General features: G+C 41.1%; 20 protein-coding genes and 1 other annotated feature. Of the genes, 10 read left to right on the top strand and 10 right to left on the bottom strand.

Annotated features, from left to right (window positions below):
• Positions 1 to 3: 3 nt before the first annotated feature.
• From AC6CIB_RS21445 to AC6CIB_RS21425, 5 genes are all read right to left on the bottom strand, one after another.
• Positions 4 to 135 (bottom strand): hypothetical protein, encoded by a 132-nt coding sequence (locus tag AC6CIB_RS21445; protein WP_498284158.1) that lies wholly within the window; start codon positions 133 to 135, stop codon positions 4 to 6.
• Positions 136 to 487: 352 nt separating this feature from the next.
• Positions 488 to 769 (bottom strand): oxidoreductase dimerization domain-containing protein, encoded by a 282-nt coding sequence (locus AC6CIB_RS21440; protein ID WP_498284208.1) that lies wholly within the window; start codon positions 767 to 769, stop codon positions 488 to 490.
• Positions 770 to 772: 3 nt separating this feature from the next.
• On the bottom strand, positions 773 to 1,066 hold the full coding sequence (locus AC6CIB_RS21435) for an FAD-dependent oxidoreductase (RefSeq protein ID WP_498284156.1): 294 nt from the start codon (positions 1,064 to 1,066) through the stop codon (positions 773 to 775).
• A gap of 226 nt (positions 1,067 to 1,292) precedes the next feature.
• Positions 1,293 to 1,952 carry a TVP38/TMEM64 family protein gene (locus tag AC6CIB_RS21430; protein WP_498284154.1) on the bottom strand — a complete coding sequence of 220 codons (660 nt, stop codon included), beginning with the start codon at positions 1,950 to 1,952 and terminating at the stop codon, positions 1,293 to 1,295.
• Positions 1,953 to 1,964: 12 nt separating this feature from the next.
• Entirely contained in the window at positions 1,965 to 2,126 is a 162-nt protein-coding gene (locus AC6CIB_RS21425; RefSeq protein ID WP_498284152.1) for a hypothetical protein, read from the bottom strand.
• Positions 2,127 to 2,584: 458 nt separating this feature from the next.
• On the opposite strand from AC6CIB_RS21425, the gene AC6CIB_RS21420 reads away from it, so the two are divergent.
• Complete coding sequence (locus AC6CIB_RS21420) at positions 2,585 to 3,079, top strand: BsuPI-related putative proteinase inhibitor (RefSeq protein WP_498284150.1); 495 nt, start codon at positions 2,585 to 2,587, stop codon at positions 3,077 to 3,079.
• Between the two features lie 44 nt (positions 3,080 to 3,123).
• On the opposite strand, the gene sfsA is transcribed toward AC6CIB_RS21420, so the two are convergent.
• Complete coding sequence (sfsA, locus tag AC6CIB_RS21415) at positions 3,124 to 3,849, bottom strand: DNA/RNA nuclease SfsA (RefSeq protein ID WP_498284148.1); 726 nt, start codon at positions 3,847 to 3,849, stop codon at positions 3,124 to 3,126.
• Positions 3,850 to 3,873: 24 nt separating this feature from the next.
• Complete coding sequence (locus tag AC6CIB_RS21410; RefSeq protein ID WP_498284146.1) at positions 3,874 to 4,653, bottom strand: hypothetical protein; 780 nt, start codon at positions 4,651 to 4,653, stop codon at positions 3,874 to 3,876.
• 457 nt (positions 4,654 to 5,110) lie between these two features.
• Between AC6CIB_RS21410 and AC6CIB_RS21405 the strand changes: the two genes are divergently transcribed.
• From AC6CIB_RS21405 to AC6CIB_RS21395, 3 genes are all read left to right on the top strand, one after another.
• Positions 5,111 to 6,286 carry an FtsW/RodA/SpoVE family cell cycle protein gene (locus tag AC6CIB_RS21405; RefSeq protein WP_498284144.1) on the top strand — a complete coding sequence of 392 codons (1,176 nt, stop codon included), beginning with the start codon at positions 5,111 to 5,113 and terminating at the stop codon, positions 6,284 to 6,286.
• A 51-nt stretch (positions 6,287 to 6,337) separates the two neighbouring features.
• Positions 6,338 to 6,540: a binding site (T-box leader), on the top strand.
• A gap of 51 nt (positions 6,541 to 6,591) precedes the next feature.
• Positions 6,592 to 8,274, top strand: coding sequence for an arginine--tRNA ligase (gene argS, locus AC6CIB_RS21400; protein ID WP_498284142.1), 1,683 nt, complete (start codon positions 6,592 to 6,594; stop codon positions 8,272 to 8,274).
• Positions 8,275 to 8,481: 207 nt separating this feature from the next.
• The gene (locus AC6CIB_RS21395; RefSeq protein WP_498284140.1) at positions 8,482 to 9,063 is read left to right on the top strand and encodes a YqaA family protein; all 582 of its coding nucleotides are present in this window, start codon (positions 8,482 to 8,484) and stop codon (positions 9,061 to 9,063) included.
• A 48-nt stretch (positions 9,064 to 9,111) separates the two neighbouring features.
• Here AC6CIB_RS21395 and AC6CIB_RS21390 read toward each other — a convergent pair whose 3' ends face one another.
• The 3 genes from AC6CIB_RS21390 to AC6CIB_RS21380 form a co-directional block, all read right to left on the bottom strand.
• Positions 9,112 to 10,011 (bottom strand): diacylglycerol/lipid kinase family protein, encoded by a 900-nt coding sequence (locus AC6CIB_RS21390; protein ID WP_498284138.1) that lies wholly within the window; start codon positions 10,009 to 10,011, stop codon positions 9,112 to 9,114.
• 172 nt (positions 10,012 to 10,183) lie between these two features.
• A complete protein-coding gene (locus tag AC6CIB_RS21385) occupies positions 10,184 to 10,465 on the bottom strand; it encodes a hypothetical protein (RefSeq protein WP_427601094.1) in 282 nt (93 codons plus the stop codon).
• An 87-nt stretch (positions 10,466 to 10,552) separates the two neighbouring features.
• Positions 10,553 to 10,702 (bottom strand): Lmo0850 family protein, encoded by a 150-nt coding sequence (locus AC6CIB_RS21380; protein ID WP_181778163.1) that lies wholly within the window; start codon positions 10,700 to 10,702, stop codon positions 10,553 to 10,555.
• Between the two features lie 166 nt (positions 10,703 to 10,868).
• On the opposite strand from AC6CIB_RS21380, the gene safA reads away from it, so the two are divergent.
• The 6 genes from safA to cls all read left to right on the top strand — a co-directional run bounded on the left by safA (position 10,869) and on the right by cls (position 17,194).
• Positions 10,869 to 11,489, top strand: a complete 621-nt coding sequence (safA, locus tag AC6CIB_RS21375) for a SafA/ExsA family spore coat assembly protein (protein ID WP_498284136.1) — start codon at positions 10,869 to 10,871, stop codon at positions 11,487 to 11,489.
• A gap of 129 nt (positions 11,490 to 11,618) precedes the next feature.
• On the top strand, positions 11,619 to 12,032 hold the full coding sequence (locus AC6CIB_RS21370; RefSeq protein ID WP_498284134.1) for a CBS domain-containing protein: 414 nt from the start codon (positions 11,619 to 11,621) through the stop codon (positions 12,030 to 12,032).
• Between the two features lie 220 nt (positions 12,033 to 12,252).
• A complete protein-coding gene (locus tag AC6CIB_RS21365; RefSeq protein ID WP_187443454.1) occupies positions 12,253 to 12,420 on the top strand; it encodes a hypothetical protein in 168 nt (55 codons plus the stop codon).
• 262 nt (positions 12,421 to 12,682) lie between these two features.
• Positions 12,683 to 13,885, top strand: coding sequence for a DUF819 family protein (locus AC6CIB_RS21360; RefSeq protein WP_498284132.1), 1,203 nt, complete (start codon positions 12,683 to 12,685; stop codon positions 13,883 to 13,885).
• A gap of 309 nt (positions 13,886 to 14,194) precedes the next feature.
• On the top strand, positions 14,195 to 15,628 hold the full coding sequence (locus AC6CIB_RS21355; RefSeq protein WP_498284130.1) for an alanine/glycine:cation symporter family protein: 1,434 nt from the start codon (positions 14,195 to 14,197) through the stop codon (positions 15,626 to 15,628).
• Positions 15,629 to 15,745: 117 nt separating this feature from the next.
• Positions 15,746 to 17,194 carry a cardiolipin synthase gene (cls, locus tag AC6CIB_RS21350; protein WP_498284128.1) on the top strand — a complete coding sequence of 483 codons (1,449 nt, stop codon included), beginning with the start codon at positions 15,746 to 15,748 and terminating at the stop codon, positions 17,192 to 17,194.
• Positions 17,195 to 17,218 lie beyond the last annotated feature (24 nt).

The following is a 17,218-nucleotide window of genomic DNA, read 5'->3' as shown; positions in this document are numbered from 1 at the left end:
TCCTCAGTAACCTGCCTTTCGTTTGGCCAGATCTGTTTTAATGACCTGCAAGAGATAATGGATTGGCGTCAGCCTCCCTACTAATGCTTCATTCATTAAGATTCTACGTGGAGTTTCCCTGTTTTTAACGATCAATTTATCAACTCCTTCTTTTTTTTAACTTACCTATTCGACACCGGTATGAAAAACCCTTTATTAATCCAAATATACTGTGTATTTTAAGCTATGCTGTTTTGTGTTGTGCCACTTTTGCTCAAACTTGTGCCACTTTCCCACAAACTTGTGCCAATTTCGGCGTTTATTGTGCCAAATCGTGAACACACTCCACATTCCCCAAAAACGCAACCGCCTCCCATCAGTCGTGCCTCCTACATCTATCATCTAAAAATTCCAACAACTTTTTACTAATCACAGGCAGCACACGATCAAATAACTTCTCTCTCCAATACAAATCCGCTACCTGCTGGACGGCTGCAGCGTGATTCGGTTAAGGATAGACCAAATTGGACAAGGAGCCGATCTTACTTCCTTTTTCCATGGCGAACACGACGGGTTGCATCCAATCTCCTAGGCCGGAACCGATTGCGTGGGCACCGAGGATTTTCCCGCTTCCGTCTGTGATGATTTTGACGAGGCCATCAGTTTTGTGGTCTGCTACGAACCGATCGACTTCGTCTAATGTTTTTTTATAGACTTTGTACTCTAATCCTTGTTCCACAGTCTCTTCCTCGGTTATCCCGATATGAAAGATCTCAGGTGTGGTATAGATTGTCTATGGCAGTTTGTTATAGGAAACTTTACGTTTCAAACCAAATACGGTATTTTGGACGACAAGCTTCCCTTCCATTCCTGCCTCATGGGTGAATGGATATTGAACATTGACATCACCAATGGCGAATATATGAGAATGGTTCGTTCTTAGTTCGTCATTCACTTTGATGAAGCCCCGACTGTCAACCTCGACTTCGGCAGCAGATAAATTTAATGATTCCGTACCAGGCTTTCTGCCGGTAGCGAGGAACAATACATCGCCTTCTATCACACCTTCCCTCACATAGTGGACCATTTTTCTCACCGTTCATCTTAGAAACACGTTTAATGACCGCTCCAAAAAGCCGGATAACCATAATAAGATGACAGCTAAGATCGGGAATCCAAAATAATAGCCAAGACCTGTAACTGAGCTTACAATAAAAGCAATCTACGTCAATTGATTGGCTGATAATCCCCTTTTCAAAAACAAACGTGCAGTTCCCTCTATGCTTGACTGCACCCACTGTGTTTCCCATCCTTTACTTTTCGTCTTTACTCGAAAATCCCAGCCAGGCTTTCATTTTTTTCTTAAAGATTAAAGGCACGATGATCATCATCAAGAAAAAGCCGATAGCAATATATAAATTCGTTCGATTTTCTCCTACTAAGCTTGATCCGAGAAATACATACCCAAACGCACCAGGTAAAATCCCGATGGCCGTTGCGATGATGAATGGGATGTATTTCATCTTCCCCATGCCGGCAAGGTAACTGATGAGATCGAAGTTTAAAAACGGCACGAGCCGTAATAGTAATACATAAACGAATCCGTTCTCCTCCATCTTCTCGCGAATCTTAATCATACGTGGAGACGGTCTTTTTAATAGCTTTGCCCCAAGGAAGCTTGCAGTATAGTAGGCCACCGTTGCACCACCTAAGGCCCCGATCAGAATGCAAATGAAACCTTCAAATGCACCGAAAGCAAGACCTGCAGCCAATGAGAGGATGGAAGCTGGAAAAAGAATCAGGGGGCGAATCGTATAGACGACAATAAAAACAATGGGAGCCCAAATACCATAGGATACGATCCAATCTCTGATGTCATGTGGCTTTACGTTAAAAAAATTCCTGCTCAGCCACATGAGGAGCAGGAATATGGTAATGAACAACAAGATCTTACCGACTTCCTTCTTCTTCATTCTTCTTCCCTCCTACTCCTCTTTCTGAAACGTTTGGATGCTCTTTTCCTCTGCATAAAACCAGATGTCTTCAGTAGAAGCCTCTAGTTCAATTGGTAGATTTAGCTTTTGCTCTAGTTCATCCACCCATACTTCATAGAGATTGGTCCCTGCTACAAATAACTTTTGTATCACAGTTCCTTTCCATCTTGGCAAGAAGCGTCAGCAAAGTTGGAGCTTACCTTTATGTGGGAAGCGTGAATGAATTGTTGCTGATTCAGGATGAGTCCGTCACTCATGAAAGATGCCACAAATGGAGTGTGTGGCCGATAATAGATATCCTTTGGTGTTCCTATCTGCTATCGTTTGCATTTGAAGGACCACAAGCAGATACTAATAGTAAGAAAATAACACCACTAATAGCTAGCCATTTTTTCATACACCTTGCTCCTCTGTTCTTTTTCTATAATTCTATTGTACTGAACCTCATGATATAAAAAAGTAATCTGCCTTACTTATGTAAATCTATGCCCTTGTAGAGGAAGAAAGAAACAAGTTCAGCACATCCTCATGTGTCATCATGCTCATATTTGGGAATACTTGTAACCTTTTGAGATAAACCCTGTCTAATACGGTAAGGAGGTGGATTTGGCATGAAGCGATTGATCATGTTATTTATAATACTTATGGCAGGAATAGCCGGCTGTGGAACAACTGATGAGGAGAATGGCAGTCAGTCCAAAGAGGATCAAAACTCAGGAGCCGGTGAAGATATTTCTGTACAGAAAGGGATTGTTGCAGGAGAAATGGAACCTTCATTAACGAAACAAGAGGGAAGCGGCGGTCAGGTTGTCTATGTATATTCGATTAAGAACCAAACAGAGCAAGAGAAAACCTTCGTTTTTTCTTCAGGACAAACCATTGACTTTGAACTTAGAAACGATAAAGGTGAGGTAGTGTACAAGGACTCAAAAAATAAGATGTATACCCAGGCGATCCAGGAGATCACCGTGAGCCAGGGTGAAGAATTTTCTCAGAAGGTTGTTCTCCCCCACGTCGGGAGCGGTACCTATACACTGACCGTTTGGTTAACGGCTAAAGGAGACCAGAACTATAAAGCTACAACAGAAGTACAGGTGGATCAGTAGAACAAAAAAAGGATTAATCTTCACATGCTCAAATGACAGTGAGATTAATCCTTTTTTGTATATACAGGTAAAGGTCCATTTAAGGAAATACGCTCTGGCGTCACGATACAGCTTCTCCCGAAAAATAGGACACCCTGATTAGCGGCTTCTTCCATGACCCGGGCAAAATGGGGATCGATATCAGGAGCGGAAGTGATTCCGCACAAATCCGTTCGCTGAGCAATAAACAGGACAGCTGATTGATAGCTTCCTTTCGCCTGTAGATGTGTAAGCTCCTCTACATGCCTTGCACCTCTTGACGTGACAGCATCAGGAAATTTCCCTACTCCTTCTTCTACCATGGTGACACTTTTTACTTCAAGCAGTAATTTTTGTTCATTTTGTTTGTGGGTGAGCAAGAAATCAAAGCGTGAGCTTCCTACTTTATATTCAGCTTTTTCTAACCGCCATTCTTTTAGCTCTTCCAACACTTCCAACTGTAAGGCTTCGAGCACTAACCGATTCGGATATTGGGTATTCAAAGACACATACATATCGTTAGAAGCATCATATGTCATAACAGCTGACCATTTTGTTTTCCTTTTAGGATCGGTTGATGCCTGGAGCCAGATCGGGTTCCCCCGCACCAATAATTCTTTTAATCTGCCTGGATCAGGTAAGTGGACTTTCTCTATTGAACCTGAAGGAAGCTGACACTCGAGCACAAACCTATTGGGGCGCTCGAGAAACACCCCTCGAACCAAGTTGTCATGAAACTGAATTTCTACCAAGCCTTCACGCTCCTTCTTTCCTCGTTACCGAATGAAAGCACTCCAGCTTTTCGTTTTACGATCAAAGGATAATAATCCGTTTGCTGGAGATTTCCGGATTTGCTTATAGTCTTCCGCCATCTCGTCCATATCGTAATAATCACCTATCACCCATATAGGGATCTCTATCTTGCCTCTCGTTAGTATGGCTTTTTCCAACGAAATGACCATGCCTTCTTTTAATTTGTCTCTAAAGGAATGAATGACTTCCTGACCGATGATAGGATAGTCTTTCTCTTTCTTCATACCAAATAAGCCTTTTCCGCCTTTGACTGTACTCAATTTCGAAGAAACCGCCGCTCCTAACATATGATAGAAGTCCTCAAATTCTCGATAATAAATCTTATTAAACCACCCATCATCATGGGAAAGGTACGCGTAACGATTGTTCAACTTTGAATAAAAGGGAGGGTTTAGGGGTTGCTTGACGTGACCCATATAAAGAAGCTCAGCGATTTCCTGACCGTTCAATTCGTTGACTCCCACTTCTTCTTCAAAATCAATCCAACAGAAATCACCATAGCTCTGTACCCCATCATTCATGATCTTCTTCATTTCATCCTGTTCTACATACTCCATATGCGTATGTATATTAAAAGCGCCATGCTCGTACTGATGCTTAATAAGTAGTAGATTCTTCAATGGTTCTCGGGCATTTAAAGCAAACTCGTTGAAATTGATCCCGTAGGAAACGACATACTGACGATCTGTATTCTTGTGAACATAGATGATATCTTTAACCTGATTATTTGCCTTCAAGAACATTCCCTCCATCTGGTTGACACGATGCACAACTCATAGTTTCTATTTTAGCAAATATGTATGGTACTTGTTCTTTTCTATTTCATTTCAAAATGATGACAAAAGTCGCAGGTAATTGTCGAAAATAGTCATATTGAAGGACTGTTAGCTTTTTTTATTTCTATTTAGGTTTATAAAAATGGAAGGAATCGCGGTCACGTCTCAGGGTACGGCACTTTCTTCTCATATTCTGAAGACAAATAATGATCACAATTATGTAAAAAATGGTATTACTTATCACTCTTCCTCTGTCGAATCCCATTCCTATAGGCTTTATTATTGATTTCATTTCGACAATGTCGTTTAATGTCTGTCACATCCCGTCAAAACTTCCGTATTTTATCTGGTCATGAGTAGAAATTTCCCTTCATTTCTATTAGACTAGGAATGTGAAATCTTTAGAAATTCAGGTGAATTGATTATGGAAACTCGCCAGCGATTTGCTGACAAGATCGATTGGGGTCTTCTCTTTTTATTAATGTTGTTTTTTATCGTTAGTGCTATGGGAATAAGTAGCGCCCAGACCTCAGGTCAATATGGGACAAACTTTGTGATAAGACAGGCATTTTGGTATGTCGTAGGTGGAATTATTATTGGTGGAGCCTTATTCCTTGATTCCGACCAGTATAAGCGTCTTGCCTGGTACATATACGGTGCAGGGATTTTCCTGCTACTTGTATTACTCATCTCACCGGAAAGCATCGCCCCTTACAGAAACGGAGCCAAAAGCTGGTTCATGCTAGGACCGCTTGGTTCGATACAGCCTTCAGAATTTATGAAGACGTTCTTAATTCTTGCTCTTGCCCGAATCATTACGAATCATCATGAGCTATATCCAAGAAAAACATTACAAACAGATTTTCAGTTGTTAATGAAAATCGGGGTCACGACTCTCCTTCCCCTTGCTTTTATTATGCAGCAGCCGGATTTAGGGACTTCCCTTGTTATTTTAGCCATCATGACCGGAATCATCTTAGTTTCAGGTATTACGTGGAAGCTGATCGTTCCGATATATGCTTCTATCGGAGTGCTTGGGGGAATTATCCTTTCACTTGTGATTTGGGCTCCTGAGCTGCTTGAAAAATATTTAAATGTAAAGCCTTATCAATTTGGACGTATTTATGCTTGGTTAGATCCTTATAATTACGCAAAATTAGAAGGATTTCACTTAATTAACTCCCTTAATGCCATTGGCTCCGGGCAGATCTTCGGGAAAGGCTACAGTGATGGAGAAGTATATATCCCGGAAAATCATACCGACTTTATTTTCAGTGTGATCGGGGAGGAATACGGATTTATTGGAGCAAGCGTCGTAATCAGCTTGTACTTCTTGTTAATTTACCACCTGACGAAAACGGCCTTAGACACGAAAGAACCATTCAACGCCTATGTATGCGCAGGGATTATCAGTATGATTACATTCCATGTGTTCCAGAACATCGGAATGACGATTCAATTACTTCCGATCACCGGGATCCCTCTTCCTTTTATCAGCTATGGGGGAAGCTCTCTTATGGGGAATATGTTGGCTCTGGGACTTGTATTCAGTATGAGGTTCCATCATAAAACGTATATGTTTTCCTCAGAAGATTCTTAATTACAGGTTGCATTCATCTTCAGAATGTGTAAAATAATAGTAATTATATACGAATATTCTATGATGAAGAGAGTAATTCTGACGTGGATCAAAGCGAACCGGGGATGGTGTAAGCCTGGTGTGAAGCCTGGGATGAACCGCACTTCTGAGAAGTTTTTCTTGAAGATAGTAGAGAAAAACCGGGATCTCCCGTTATACAATGAGCGCCCTTTTGGGGAATAAGAGTGGTACCGCGAGCTAAACTCGTCTCTATGTTAGATAGAGACGAGTTTTTTTGTGTTTGATTTTATCAGGAGGTGTAGATGATGGATTTGAAATTAATAGTAGCCAATGCGCTCACAAAGGTGCTGTCCGATTGGAACAAGAATGATCTTTACGAGTTGATTGAAACGCCAAAACATTCGCATTTGGGGGACCTTGCCTTTCCGTGCTTCCAGCTGGCGAGATCATGGAAGAAAGCACCACACGTCATTGCCGGAGAGATTGCTGAGGCCCTCTCCTCTCCCTTTTTCAGCAAAGTAGAAGCAGTGGGTCCCTATGTTAATATCCGATTTGATGAAGTGAAAGCAGGGAAAGAAATTGTTTCAGCAATCTTGGCGAAAGGCACGGATTACGGAAGTCATGAATTCGGAAATCAAAAGACCATCGTATTGGATATGTCCTCCCCTAATATTGCGAAACCATTTTCCATGGGACATTTACGTTCCACAGTCATCGGAAATTCTATCGCCACCATTGCCGAAAAATGCGGCTATACAACGGAAAAAATCAATTATATCGGTGATTGGGGGACACAATTCGGGAAATTGATCGTCGCATTCCATAAGTGGGGAGATCAACAAAAAGTTAAGGATAACCCGATCGCTGAATTGTTTATTTTATATAAAAAATTTCATGAGGAAGCAGAAAAGAACCCCTCACTTGAGGAAGAGGGAAGAAAAGCCTTTAAGCTATTAGAAGACGGAGATCCAGAGGTAACGGAGATTTGGAGATGGTTTAAAGATGAATCACTTCATGCCTTTAAGACGATTTACTCTTTGCTCGGAGTAGAATTTGATTCTTATAATGGCGAAGCTTTCTTCAATGACAAAATGGATGAAGTCGTGACATTGCTTCAGGATTGTGACCTTCTCGAAACCTCTGAAGGTGCGAAAGTCGTTCGTTTAGAAGGGAATCTCCCACCCTGCCTCATCAAGAAGTCAGACGGAGCTACCCTTTATGCTACGAGAGATTTGGCTGCAGCACTGTATCGCCATCGTCAGCATGACTTTGATGAAGCCCTGTATGTTGTTGGCCAGGAACAGACCATTCACTTCAAACAAGTGATGGAAGTACTGAAGAAACTCGGATTTAACTGGGCGGATGATATGAGACATATCCCCTTTGGACTTTATCTGAAAGATGGAAAGAAGATGTCCACCAGAAAGGGCAGAGTCATTTTACTCCAAGAGGTTCTTCAAGAAGCGATTCATATGGCAGAAGAAAATATTAAGCAGAAGAATCCTCATTTAATAAATGCTTCAGAGGTGTCGAAAGATGTTGGGGTTGGCGCCATTATCTTTCATGATTTAAAAAATGATCGTGTGAACGATATTGAATTCTCCCTGGAACATATGCTGACCTTCGAAGGTGAAACAGGTCCATACATTCAATACACGTACGCCAGAGCTCAATCCATTCTGAGAAAAGCGGGTGAAGCCCTTCCACTGACGTTTGAGGGGCTTGACGATACAGAAAGCTGGGAAGTGATTAAACAGTTACGCTTATTTCCCGAGATGGTCGAGAAAGCGTGGAAAAACTATGCGCCTTCAACCATTGCCAAATATTTAGTCGATACCGCACAAAGCTTTAACCGTTATTACGGAAAAACTAAAATTATTTCAGAAGACTCCCAGCAGGCCTCCCGTTTAGCCTTGGTTCATGCTGTTTCGACTGTCCTCTCTGAAGGATTACGATTATTAGGAATGAAGTCTCCTTCAGAAATGTAGAATAAATAAGATTTCTGTCACTATTTCCCGAGAAATAGATTATTTCGCTTAAAGCTTTTTTTAACTTTATTAATGTTATTTCATTTGTGAAGTAGTTTCATTCATACAGGATAATTCATGACTCCTTTTGTAAAAAGTGATATACTTTCTTATGTTCAATTAAAATCGAAACCTAACGCTTGATCAATAAAGGAGATTACTGAACTTATGGCTGAACTACTTCACGCTTTCGAAGCATGGTTACTGGATTATGGTGTATGGGGACTGATTCTTGTTTCATTCGCCGACTCATCCTTTTTCCCCATCCCACCTGATGTATTACTGATTCCATTAGCGATTGCCAATCCGGATAGCGCATTGCTGTATGCACTTTATACGACTATCGCTTCCGTTATCGGAGCACTTCTAGGGTGGTTGATTGGTAAGAAACTGGGACGACCGATTCTAGTGTATTTCTTCTCTGAAAAAAGGATTCAAAAAGTAGAGGAATACTTTACTAAATATGGAGCAATGGCTCTATTAATTGCAGGACTTACACCTGTACCTTATAAGATCTTCACGATTTTCGCAGGGGTTTCCGGTGTTAAGATCAGAGTATTAGTGATCTGGTCGATTATCGGAAGAGGAATTCGTTTCTTCCTTGAAGGTGCAATCATCTTAGCACTTGGAGCTAAAGCAAAACCTTTCATTGAAGAGAACTTTACACTTCTTACGCTTACGGCTGGTGGCATCTTAGTCACCGTTTATCTTGTATACTTGGTAATAAAGAAGAGAAAGAAAACTGTATAATCATAGGAAAAGAGAGCATGGGGGACAAAAAGCCCCCTTGCTCTCTTTTTATTCTGACATTCCAACCACAAATCGCAGATGCTTATTTAACACATGAAGAGATTGCCTGGTTCCTTCATATAATTCCCCATCCAAATCAAGCTTTTCATTCTGTCCAAGTTCGATATGAGCTTCCCTTGCTTGAATGTGGATAATGTCGTCATATGGTTCGCTGATATTGCCTGTACTTTTGATAACGAGAAATTCCTTTAATAACGGAAATCCGCTTTTCTTGACGACGTAAATATCCATTAACCCATCTTCCATATCAATGCAGGTCGGCAGTGGATTAGAGCCTATCGAACGTCCGTTAGCGGCCAATAGCATCACCACTTCCTCTTCAATCACTTCATTTTCCGTTGTTATCTTCACATTTAAGATTGGAGATTCCTGAATAGATTGAAATGCACTAATATAATAACTCAGTTTTCCGAGGACACTCTTTGCTCCTACGTCAATATTATCGCTCGTCTGAGATACCAGCCCCGTTCCCCAGAAATTGCTGAAATACCGCTCGTCCGCTTTGACGATATCGATATCCTTTTCAAGAGGCCGTTCGGTTATGAGGCGGACTGCTTGTCCAATATTCATGGGAATATGTAACGAGCGTGCAAAATCATTACACGTCCCTCCAGGAATGATGCCTACCAATGGCCGTTTTTCTAAGACTGCCAATCCGTTGATGGCCTCATGAATCGTTCCGTCACCACCCATAATGACCACCAGTTCATATTGATTACCCGTTTCCTTACAAATTCTTTCGGCATCGCCTTTCTCTTTCGTTTTATGAATAATTAAGTTCGTGCAGATATCTAATAAAGGGGGCACAGCATCTTTTAACAGAGCTTCTAACGTTCCTTGGCCTGCATTCCCATTACAGACCAACAATATATCTGAAAACATCGTCATGAATATCGTCACCTAACTTTTAGAGTAGTAAACAAAAAGAGGCTGACCCAAAACGATGAGTGATGTCATCCTTAAAGGACCAGTCCTAATACTTTCAGATTTTCTGATTTATTTCTATAGTGTCCTTGACTTAGAAGCCCTTGAATTCGAATTCTTGGGTCAACCTCTTTTACTATGCTGTATTGGAATCTTCTTGAGGGACTTGGAGAACAGATCGATAGGCAATTCCAAGTCGACCTTTAATATAACTTTCGGGGTCATAAGGAATATGGTGATTCTCCATTCGATGAATTTCCGTTTCTGCAAACATAGCAAGTGCACGACACACTTGATCTAACGCCATGCTTACACGATGAGGATCTGGCTGATCACGGCTCATACAGTAGTATGAAATTTCATCTGCCTTCTTTCTGATTTCCTTTAATGCCTGTAAATCAAACATCATTCTCTCCATACCTACCCCTCCTCTTCACTACTACTTAGTATATCGTGAAAAAAGGGGGAATATGTCTGTCCATTGTTTCTCAGGTGTAAGTTAAGTTTAATAGTCTTGGGTTAACGTCTTAGGTAATGGCTGATACTGCTTCAGTGAATGAAGAATTTCACGTCTTGATTTCGTTTTTGAAATATTAACACCAACGTTCGACAATTTCGTTATCACTTTTTTTAAGCGATCGTTCTCCTTTACCACGTTATTCACCTCTTTTATAAAATGTCGTTACCTATTTGTACGTATATTTTCAGAAAAAGTTTCACTTTAAGGTTAATGGTTTTCCTTTTCCCTAAAAATGAAACTATAATCCTATTTCCACACTTTTTCTTAGAATATTTTGTCCCTAATTACACATTTTAAAATCATGAAAACAAAACTGACTCTGATCATTGTTGTACTATCCATTGTCATTAGTCTATTGGGTCTAAATGAAATGTCTGCTTCAAGTGCTTATACAGTCAGGAAAGGAGATACTCTTTGGAAAATTTCAAAGAAGTTGCGGATCGGACTGGCTGAAATGATTGAAGTCAACCCTCAATTATCGAATCCGAATTTAATTTATCCCAATCAAAAACTCAACATCCCGACGCTTCGAAAAGCTAAATCGGTTGAAGGTCAGGTCATTGATTTGACCAATCAGGAAAGGCAAAAAAACGGCCTTTCTCCTCTTCAGCTTGATTGGCAGCTATCCAGGGTTGCCCGGTATAAATCACGTAACATGAGGGACGTTGGATATTTTTCGCACAGAAGCCCGACGTACGGATCTCCATTTGATATGATGAAAAGCTTCAACATCGAATACAGTGCGGCCTCTGAGAATATTGCAGCTGGTCAAACAAGTGCTGAACAAGTATTCCGTGAATGGATGGATAGTCCGGGACATCGAAAAAACATTCTCACTGGATCCTATACTCATATCGGGGTGGGATATGCCAAGGGAGGATCTTACGGGACGTATTGGACTCAAATGTTTATTACTAAATGATATCCAAGAAGCACTCCATGAAGGTCCGTCCCTCTCATTTGAAAATAATGGCTGAACGCATTAAGAATAGTTGAGAGGATTTGTCGAATAATAATGGTGTACTGCCAATTTGATTAAGGGGGAATTTACATGCAAGTACGTGATATTATGTCGACAAATGTGGAAGCCGCTTCAAATCAGGATTCACTTCAGAGCATCGCTTCTAAAATGAGTTCCAGAAATGTTGGTTCCGTTCCCGTGGTTGAAAACGGACAAGTTGTCGGTATGGTAACAGACCGTGATATTGCTACTCGTGGACTGACTCAAGGTGCACAGGGAAATGTCTCTCAAGTTATGTCACAGCAGGTCGTGACAATCTCTCCAGATGCCTCGGCTGAAGAAGCATCAGCTTTAATGTCTCAACACCAAATCCGCCGTTTGCCTGTCGTAGAAAACGGACAGCTGGTCGGGATGCTGGCGCTTGGAGATTTGGCAGTACAACAGCAATCGGATGAAAGTGCCGGCAGCGCCCTTAGCGAAATTTCAGAAAATCATCTCCGCTAACTGAGGCTGCAGGCAGCTTACTTCTAAGCTTTCTTTATCCAAATAAGAGGCTATCTTCGCATAGCCTCTTATTTTGTGTTGAAGATGTAAGGTAGGTCCGTCCCTCCATTCGACTTGGTTATAGGCCAGTCGGCATATTTTTCACTTTGAGGAAGGATTTTCTTGAATTGTAACGAATATGTGTTAATACAAATAATGTTTATGGAGGAGGAGGTTTTTTATGAGTCGTGCTGCACGATCGTATCGCAAGGAAGTACGTCATTTTAAAAGTGAGAACCGTAGAAGAGTCTTCGCCGACAGCATTCTTGATTTCTTATTTATGTTATTTGGAATTTCAATGATTACGGGTATTTTATTATTCGCTTTAGGATTCTGGAATTATTATTAATCCTTATCCCACCCTTCTATATTAAAAATCCTCATTACAAGCATTCATACATCTCTATTTCATATGAACAATCAAGATGTTGCCATGGATTCCTGTGGCTTTTTTTTGTTGAGAAAAATGCTCTGTAACTCCACCCGTGTTCTTGAATGACCCTACTTTATATTCAGTATTGGTCAAAGATTAGCACTTATTAAAATTCTAAAAAGTAACCGTTTTCAATGTTATAGTAAACCTTGTTATCAATTTTTAAGGAGGTTTTACTATGTGGTGGCGTTTTGACACTATCTTAATTCAAGAACCTATGGCAATCTTTTCTTATTTAGCTGCCTTAGTAGGTCTTGTGTTCATTCTTGGGGAGTCGAAGAATCCTTTCTTACAGAAGTTCTTTCACTATGCTCCACCATTAATCTGGACTTATTTCCTTCCGATGTTATCTACAACGTTTGGAATCATTCCGGATCAGTCAGCTTTATATGACTTTACATCGGCTTACATATTACCAGTGGGATTATTATTGCTGCTTCTTTCTGCGAATGTTCCCGCAACATTAAAGCTTGGTCCGAAAGCGATTACGATGTTCCTTGCCGGGACTCTTGGTGTCGTGATCGGAGGCCCCATCGCTTTAGCCATATTCCAGCCGTTTCTTCCTGAGGACGCCTGGACTGGAGTAGCGGCTCTTGCTGGAAGCTGGATTGGAGGGAGCGCCAATATGGCAGCCATGATTGAAGCTACTGGTACACCGAAAGAAATTCTTTCTCCTATTATTGTCGTCGATACCGTTGTCGGATATAGCTGGATGGGAATCATGATTGCCCTGGCAGGATTCCAACATAAATTCGATAAATGGAACAAAGCGGATAACTCGATCATCCGTAAAGTGAATGAGGATATGGGAGAAATTCAACGTAAAAATGCCAAACCTATCGAGGTTCCTTATCTTGCTGCCATTATTGGTTTAGGATTCGGTGTAGCTTACGTTGTACGAAAGTTCTCAGAAACGTTACCGGTCACAAATGTACTCTCTGCTGGAACGTGGACGATTATGATCATTTCTGCAGTCGGAATCATCTTCTCCTTTACTAAAATTCGCACCCTTGAGAACTACGGTGCAAGTAAAATCGGATACGCAGGAATTTATCTCCTGCTTGCAACGATCGGAGCAAAAGCGGACCTTGCTTATGTATGGGATTCCCCTCAATACGTCGCAATGGGGATTGTATGGTTAGCCATTCATGTGATCATCATTTTCTTAGTGGCACGCTTACTACGAGCTCCTCTATTCTTCGTAGCTGTAGGATCTCAAGGAAACATCGGCGGAACAAGCTCGGCTCCCGTTGTAGCCTCTGTATTCCAGCCTTCTCTTGCCCCTGTAGGTTTATTGATGGGGATACTAGGTAACGTGGTGGGAACTTATGCCGCCGTTGCATGCGCCTGGATTGCCGAATTGGTAAGCAGGACACTATAACCAATGTAAAACGGATCGCTGACCATCAGTCAGTGATCCGTTTTTTTATGAACCCTAAATTCCGATACGTGTATCCCTTATAAAAAAATAATTATTCGGATGTAGAAAAATATATTATTTCAGCATAATTTATTCAACTACTACTTTGGACTCATAATTACAAAAGAAACCTTTATTACTATGACAAAATAGTTCGTCCTTCTAAATAACTCCTGGTAATATTTTAATATTCAGATAATAACTTGACTTTTATTTTAAATTTTCAGATAATATTAAACGTAACCGACACAAATTTCTGAGGAGGTTATCATGGATACTTTAAACAATTTAGTCACGGGAGCAAATTCACTATTATGGGGGTATATTTTAATAGGCGTACTTCTCATTTTAGGATTATACTTCACAATCGGATCTAAATTCGTTCAAATTCGCTACTTTGGTGAAATGCTTCGATTATTAGGAGATAAAGATGTGGTCGAGGCGGAAGGGGAAAAGCAAATATCATCCCTGCAAGCATTCTTTATTGGAGCAGGTACTCGAATTGGTACAGGTAATTTAGCAGGAGTAGCCATTGCCTTAGCAATTGGGGGACCTGGAGCGGTCTTCTGGATGTGGCTTGTTGCCATTCTGGGAGGAGCCAGCGCCTTTGTCGAAAGTACACTGGCCCAAATTTACAAAGAAAAGGATAAGGTTGGATTTAAAGGCGGCCCCGGATACTATATGAAGAAACAATTGGGGAAGTCATGGATGAGTTCGATCTTTGCTATCACCATCATCCTTTCCTTTGGGACAACCTTTAACGCGGTTCAAAGTAACACCATCGCAACAGCTTTCAGTAATTCATTCGGAATTAATACGTTTGTTATCGGAATTGTGTTAGCTGGTTTGACTGCACTCATCATCTTCGGGGGCGTAAAACGTATAGCGACCTTTTCTTCCATCATTGTTCCAATCATGGCGGCCTTCTATATTGTGTTGGCTTTATTTGTAGTCATTACGAATATTACGGAAATGCCGGGAGTCATTGCACTTATTTTCAAAAGTGCCTTTGGATTTGAACAAGTGGTTGGTGGCGGAATTGGTGCCGCGATAATGAACGGTGTAAAACGCGGACTATTCTCCAATGAAGCTGGTATGGGTAGTGCGCCGAATGCTGCCGCTACAGCATCTGTTTCTCACCCGGTCAAACAAGGGTTCATTCAAGCACTTGGTGTATTCTTTGATACGCTGCTCGTTTGTTCTGCAACCGCGTTTATCATCTTAACTTCAGATGCGTACGGTTCCGGGCTGACGGGTATCGAGTTATCTCAAGCAGCCATGTCTGAGCACTTTAACTCATGGGCTGGAATTTTCTTAGCGATTGCCATTTTCACCTTTGCCTTTAGCTCCATCATTGGAAGCTATTATTATGGAGAAGCCAATCTTCCATTCATTAATAATAGTAAGACTGGACTTTTGATTTATCGCTTCATTTCTTTAGGAATGGTGATCTTCGGTTCTGTTGCAAGCCTTGATATTGTTTGGAGCTTAGCAGACTTCTCCATGGCATTAATGGCTCTTACCAACTTAATTGCCATCGGTATTTTAGCACCAATTGCTTTTAAAGCCTTAGACAACTATATGACTCAGCGTCGACAAGGTTTGGACCCGATTTTCTATGCAGATGATATTCCTGGTTTAAAGGGTGTCGAAAGCTGGCCTACACGTGAACGGGAAATGACTAAAAAAGCTGTGAATGATTAAAGAATCCTACCGAACAGAGCAGGTTGACAGTCTGCTCTGTTTTGCTTTGTCATTTTTTTCTATTCCATTCTCAGGTATACTACTTATAGAAAGCTAGTTAAAGGAGCCTTACATACTATGAGTATCCTATCTACTCTTTTAGGGGTTTTATTTGTTCTTAACATAGTCCTCGCTGGCGCCATCATTTTCCTGGAGCGAAAAGATGCCGGTGCGACCTGGGCCTGGCTTATGGTTCTGTTTTTCATTCCCCTCCTAGGCTTTATTCTTTATTTAATCTTCGGTCAGAACTTAAGCAGAAAGCGATTATTCGACTGGGAAGATATGAAGAAAATCGGCATTGAAGATTTAATTCAAAAGCAGATACACTCCCTGAAAGAACACCGATTCCCTTTTAATAATGAAACGTCCTCCCTCTATCAGGACCTTATTTATATGCACCTCATGAATAATGAAGCACTTTTGACCCAGGATAACGAAATACAATTGTTCACCCATGGGGAGGACAAATTCGATTCCTTATTGAAAGACATGGACGCAGCACAGGATCATATTCATATTCAATATTATATCTTTAAGAAAGATAACTTAGGTAAGCGGATCCTGGAGAAGCTTACTGAGAAAGCAAAGCAAGGCGTAAAGATCAGGGTTTTATACGATGAAATGGGCTCCCGGCGGACAAGAAGACGCTTCTTTAAAGAACTTCTTGCAGCCGGCGGGGAAGTGGCCGTGTTTTTCCCGTCGAAAATTCCCTTCATCAATCTCCGCCTAAACTATCGTAACCACCGAAAGCTCGTGATTATTGACGGGAAGGTCGGTTATGTAGGCGGATTTAATATTGGAGATGAATACCTGGGCTTGAATCCAAAGTTCGGTTATTGGCGTGATACTCACCTGCGGATTGTGGGGAGCTCTTCACTGGCCATGCGAACCCGGTTTATTCTGGATTGGAATCAAGCCAGCCGCTCGAAGAAGATCTCTTACGGTTTACGATACTTCCCACAGCCTTCCTTTACCGGTCATGCCGGAGTACAGATTGTGACATGTGGCCCCGACTCTGAGTGGGAGCAAATTAAAAACGGCTATATTAAAATGATTTCATCTGCCAAACGATCCATCTATATTCAAACTCCTTATTTCATACCGGACGTCAGCCTGCTGGATTCGTTGAGAATTGCTGCTCTTACAGGAGTCGATGTCCGGATTATGATTCCAAACAAACCGGACCATTTATTTGTGTATTGGGCGACTTATTCATACATTGGTGAGTTACTGAAGGCAGGAGCGAAAATTTATATATATGATAACGGCTTTATTCATGCCAAAACCATTGTAGTGGATGAAACCATTTCTTCTGTTGGAACGGCAAATATTGATGTACGAAGCTTTCGCCTCAACTTTGAGATAAATGCCTTTTTATATGATCAAACTATCTCTGAAAGTCTGAGCGCTGTGTTCAGTAAAGATATGGAGAAGAGTAGAGAATTAACCATGGAAGAGTATAATGAAAGACCTATGAAGATCAAAGTGAAAGAATCAATCTCAAGGCTCCTGTCCCCTATCTTATAGAAGTGATATTCTGGCCATTGCCAT

This window comes from Rossellomorea sp. GQ25 (assembly GCF_059758515.1).
This window is presented reverse-complemented; position numbering and strand designations above follow the sequence as displayed.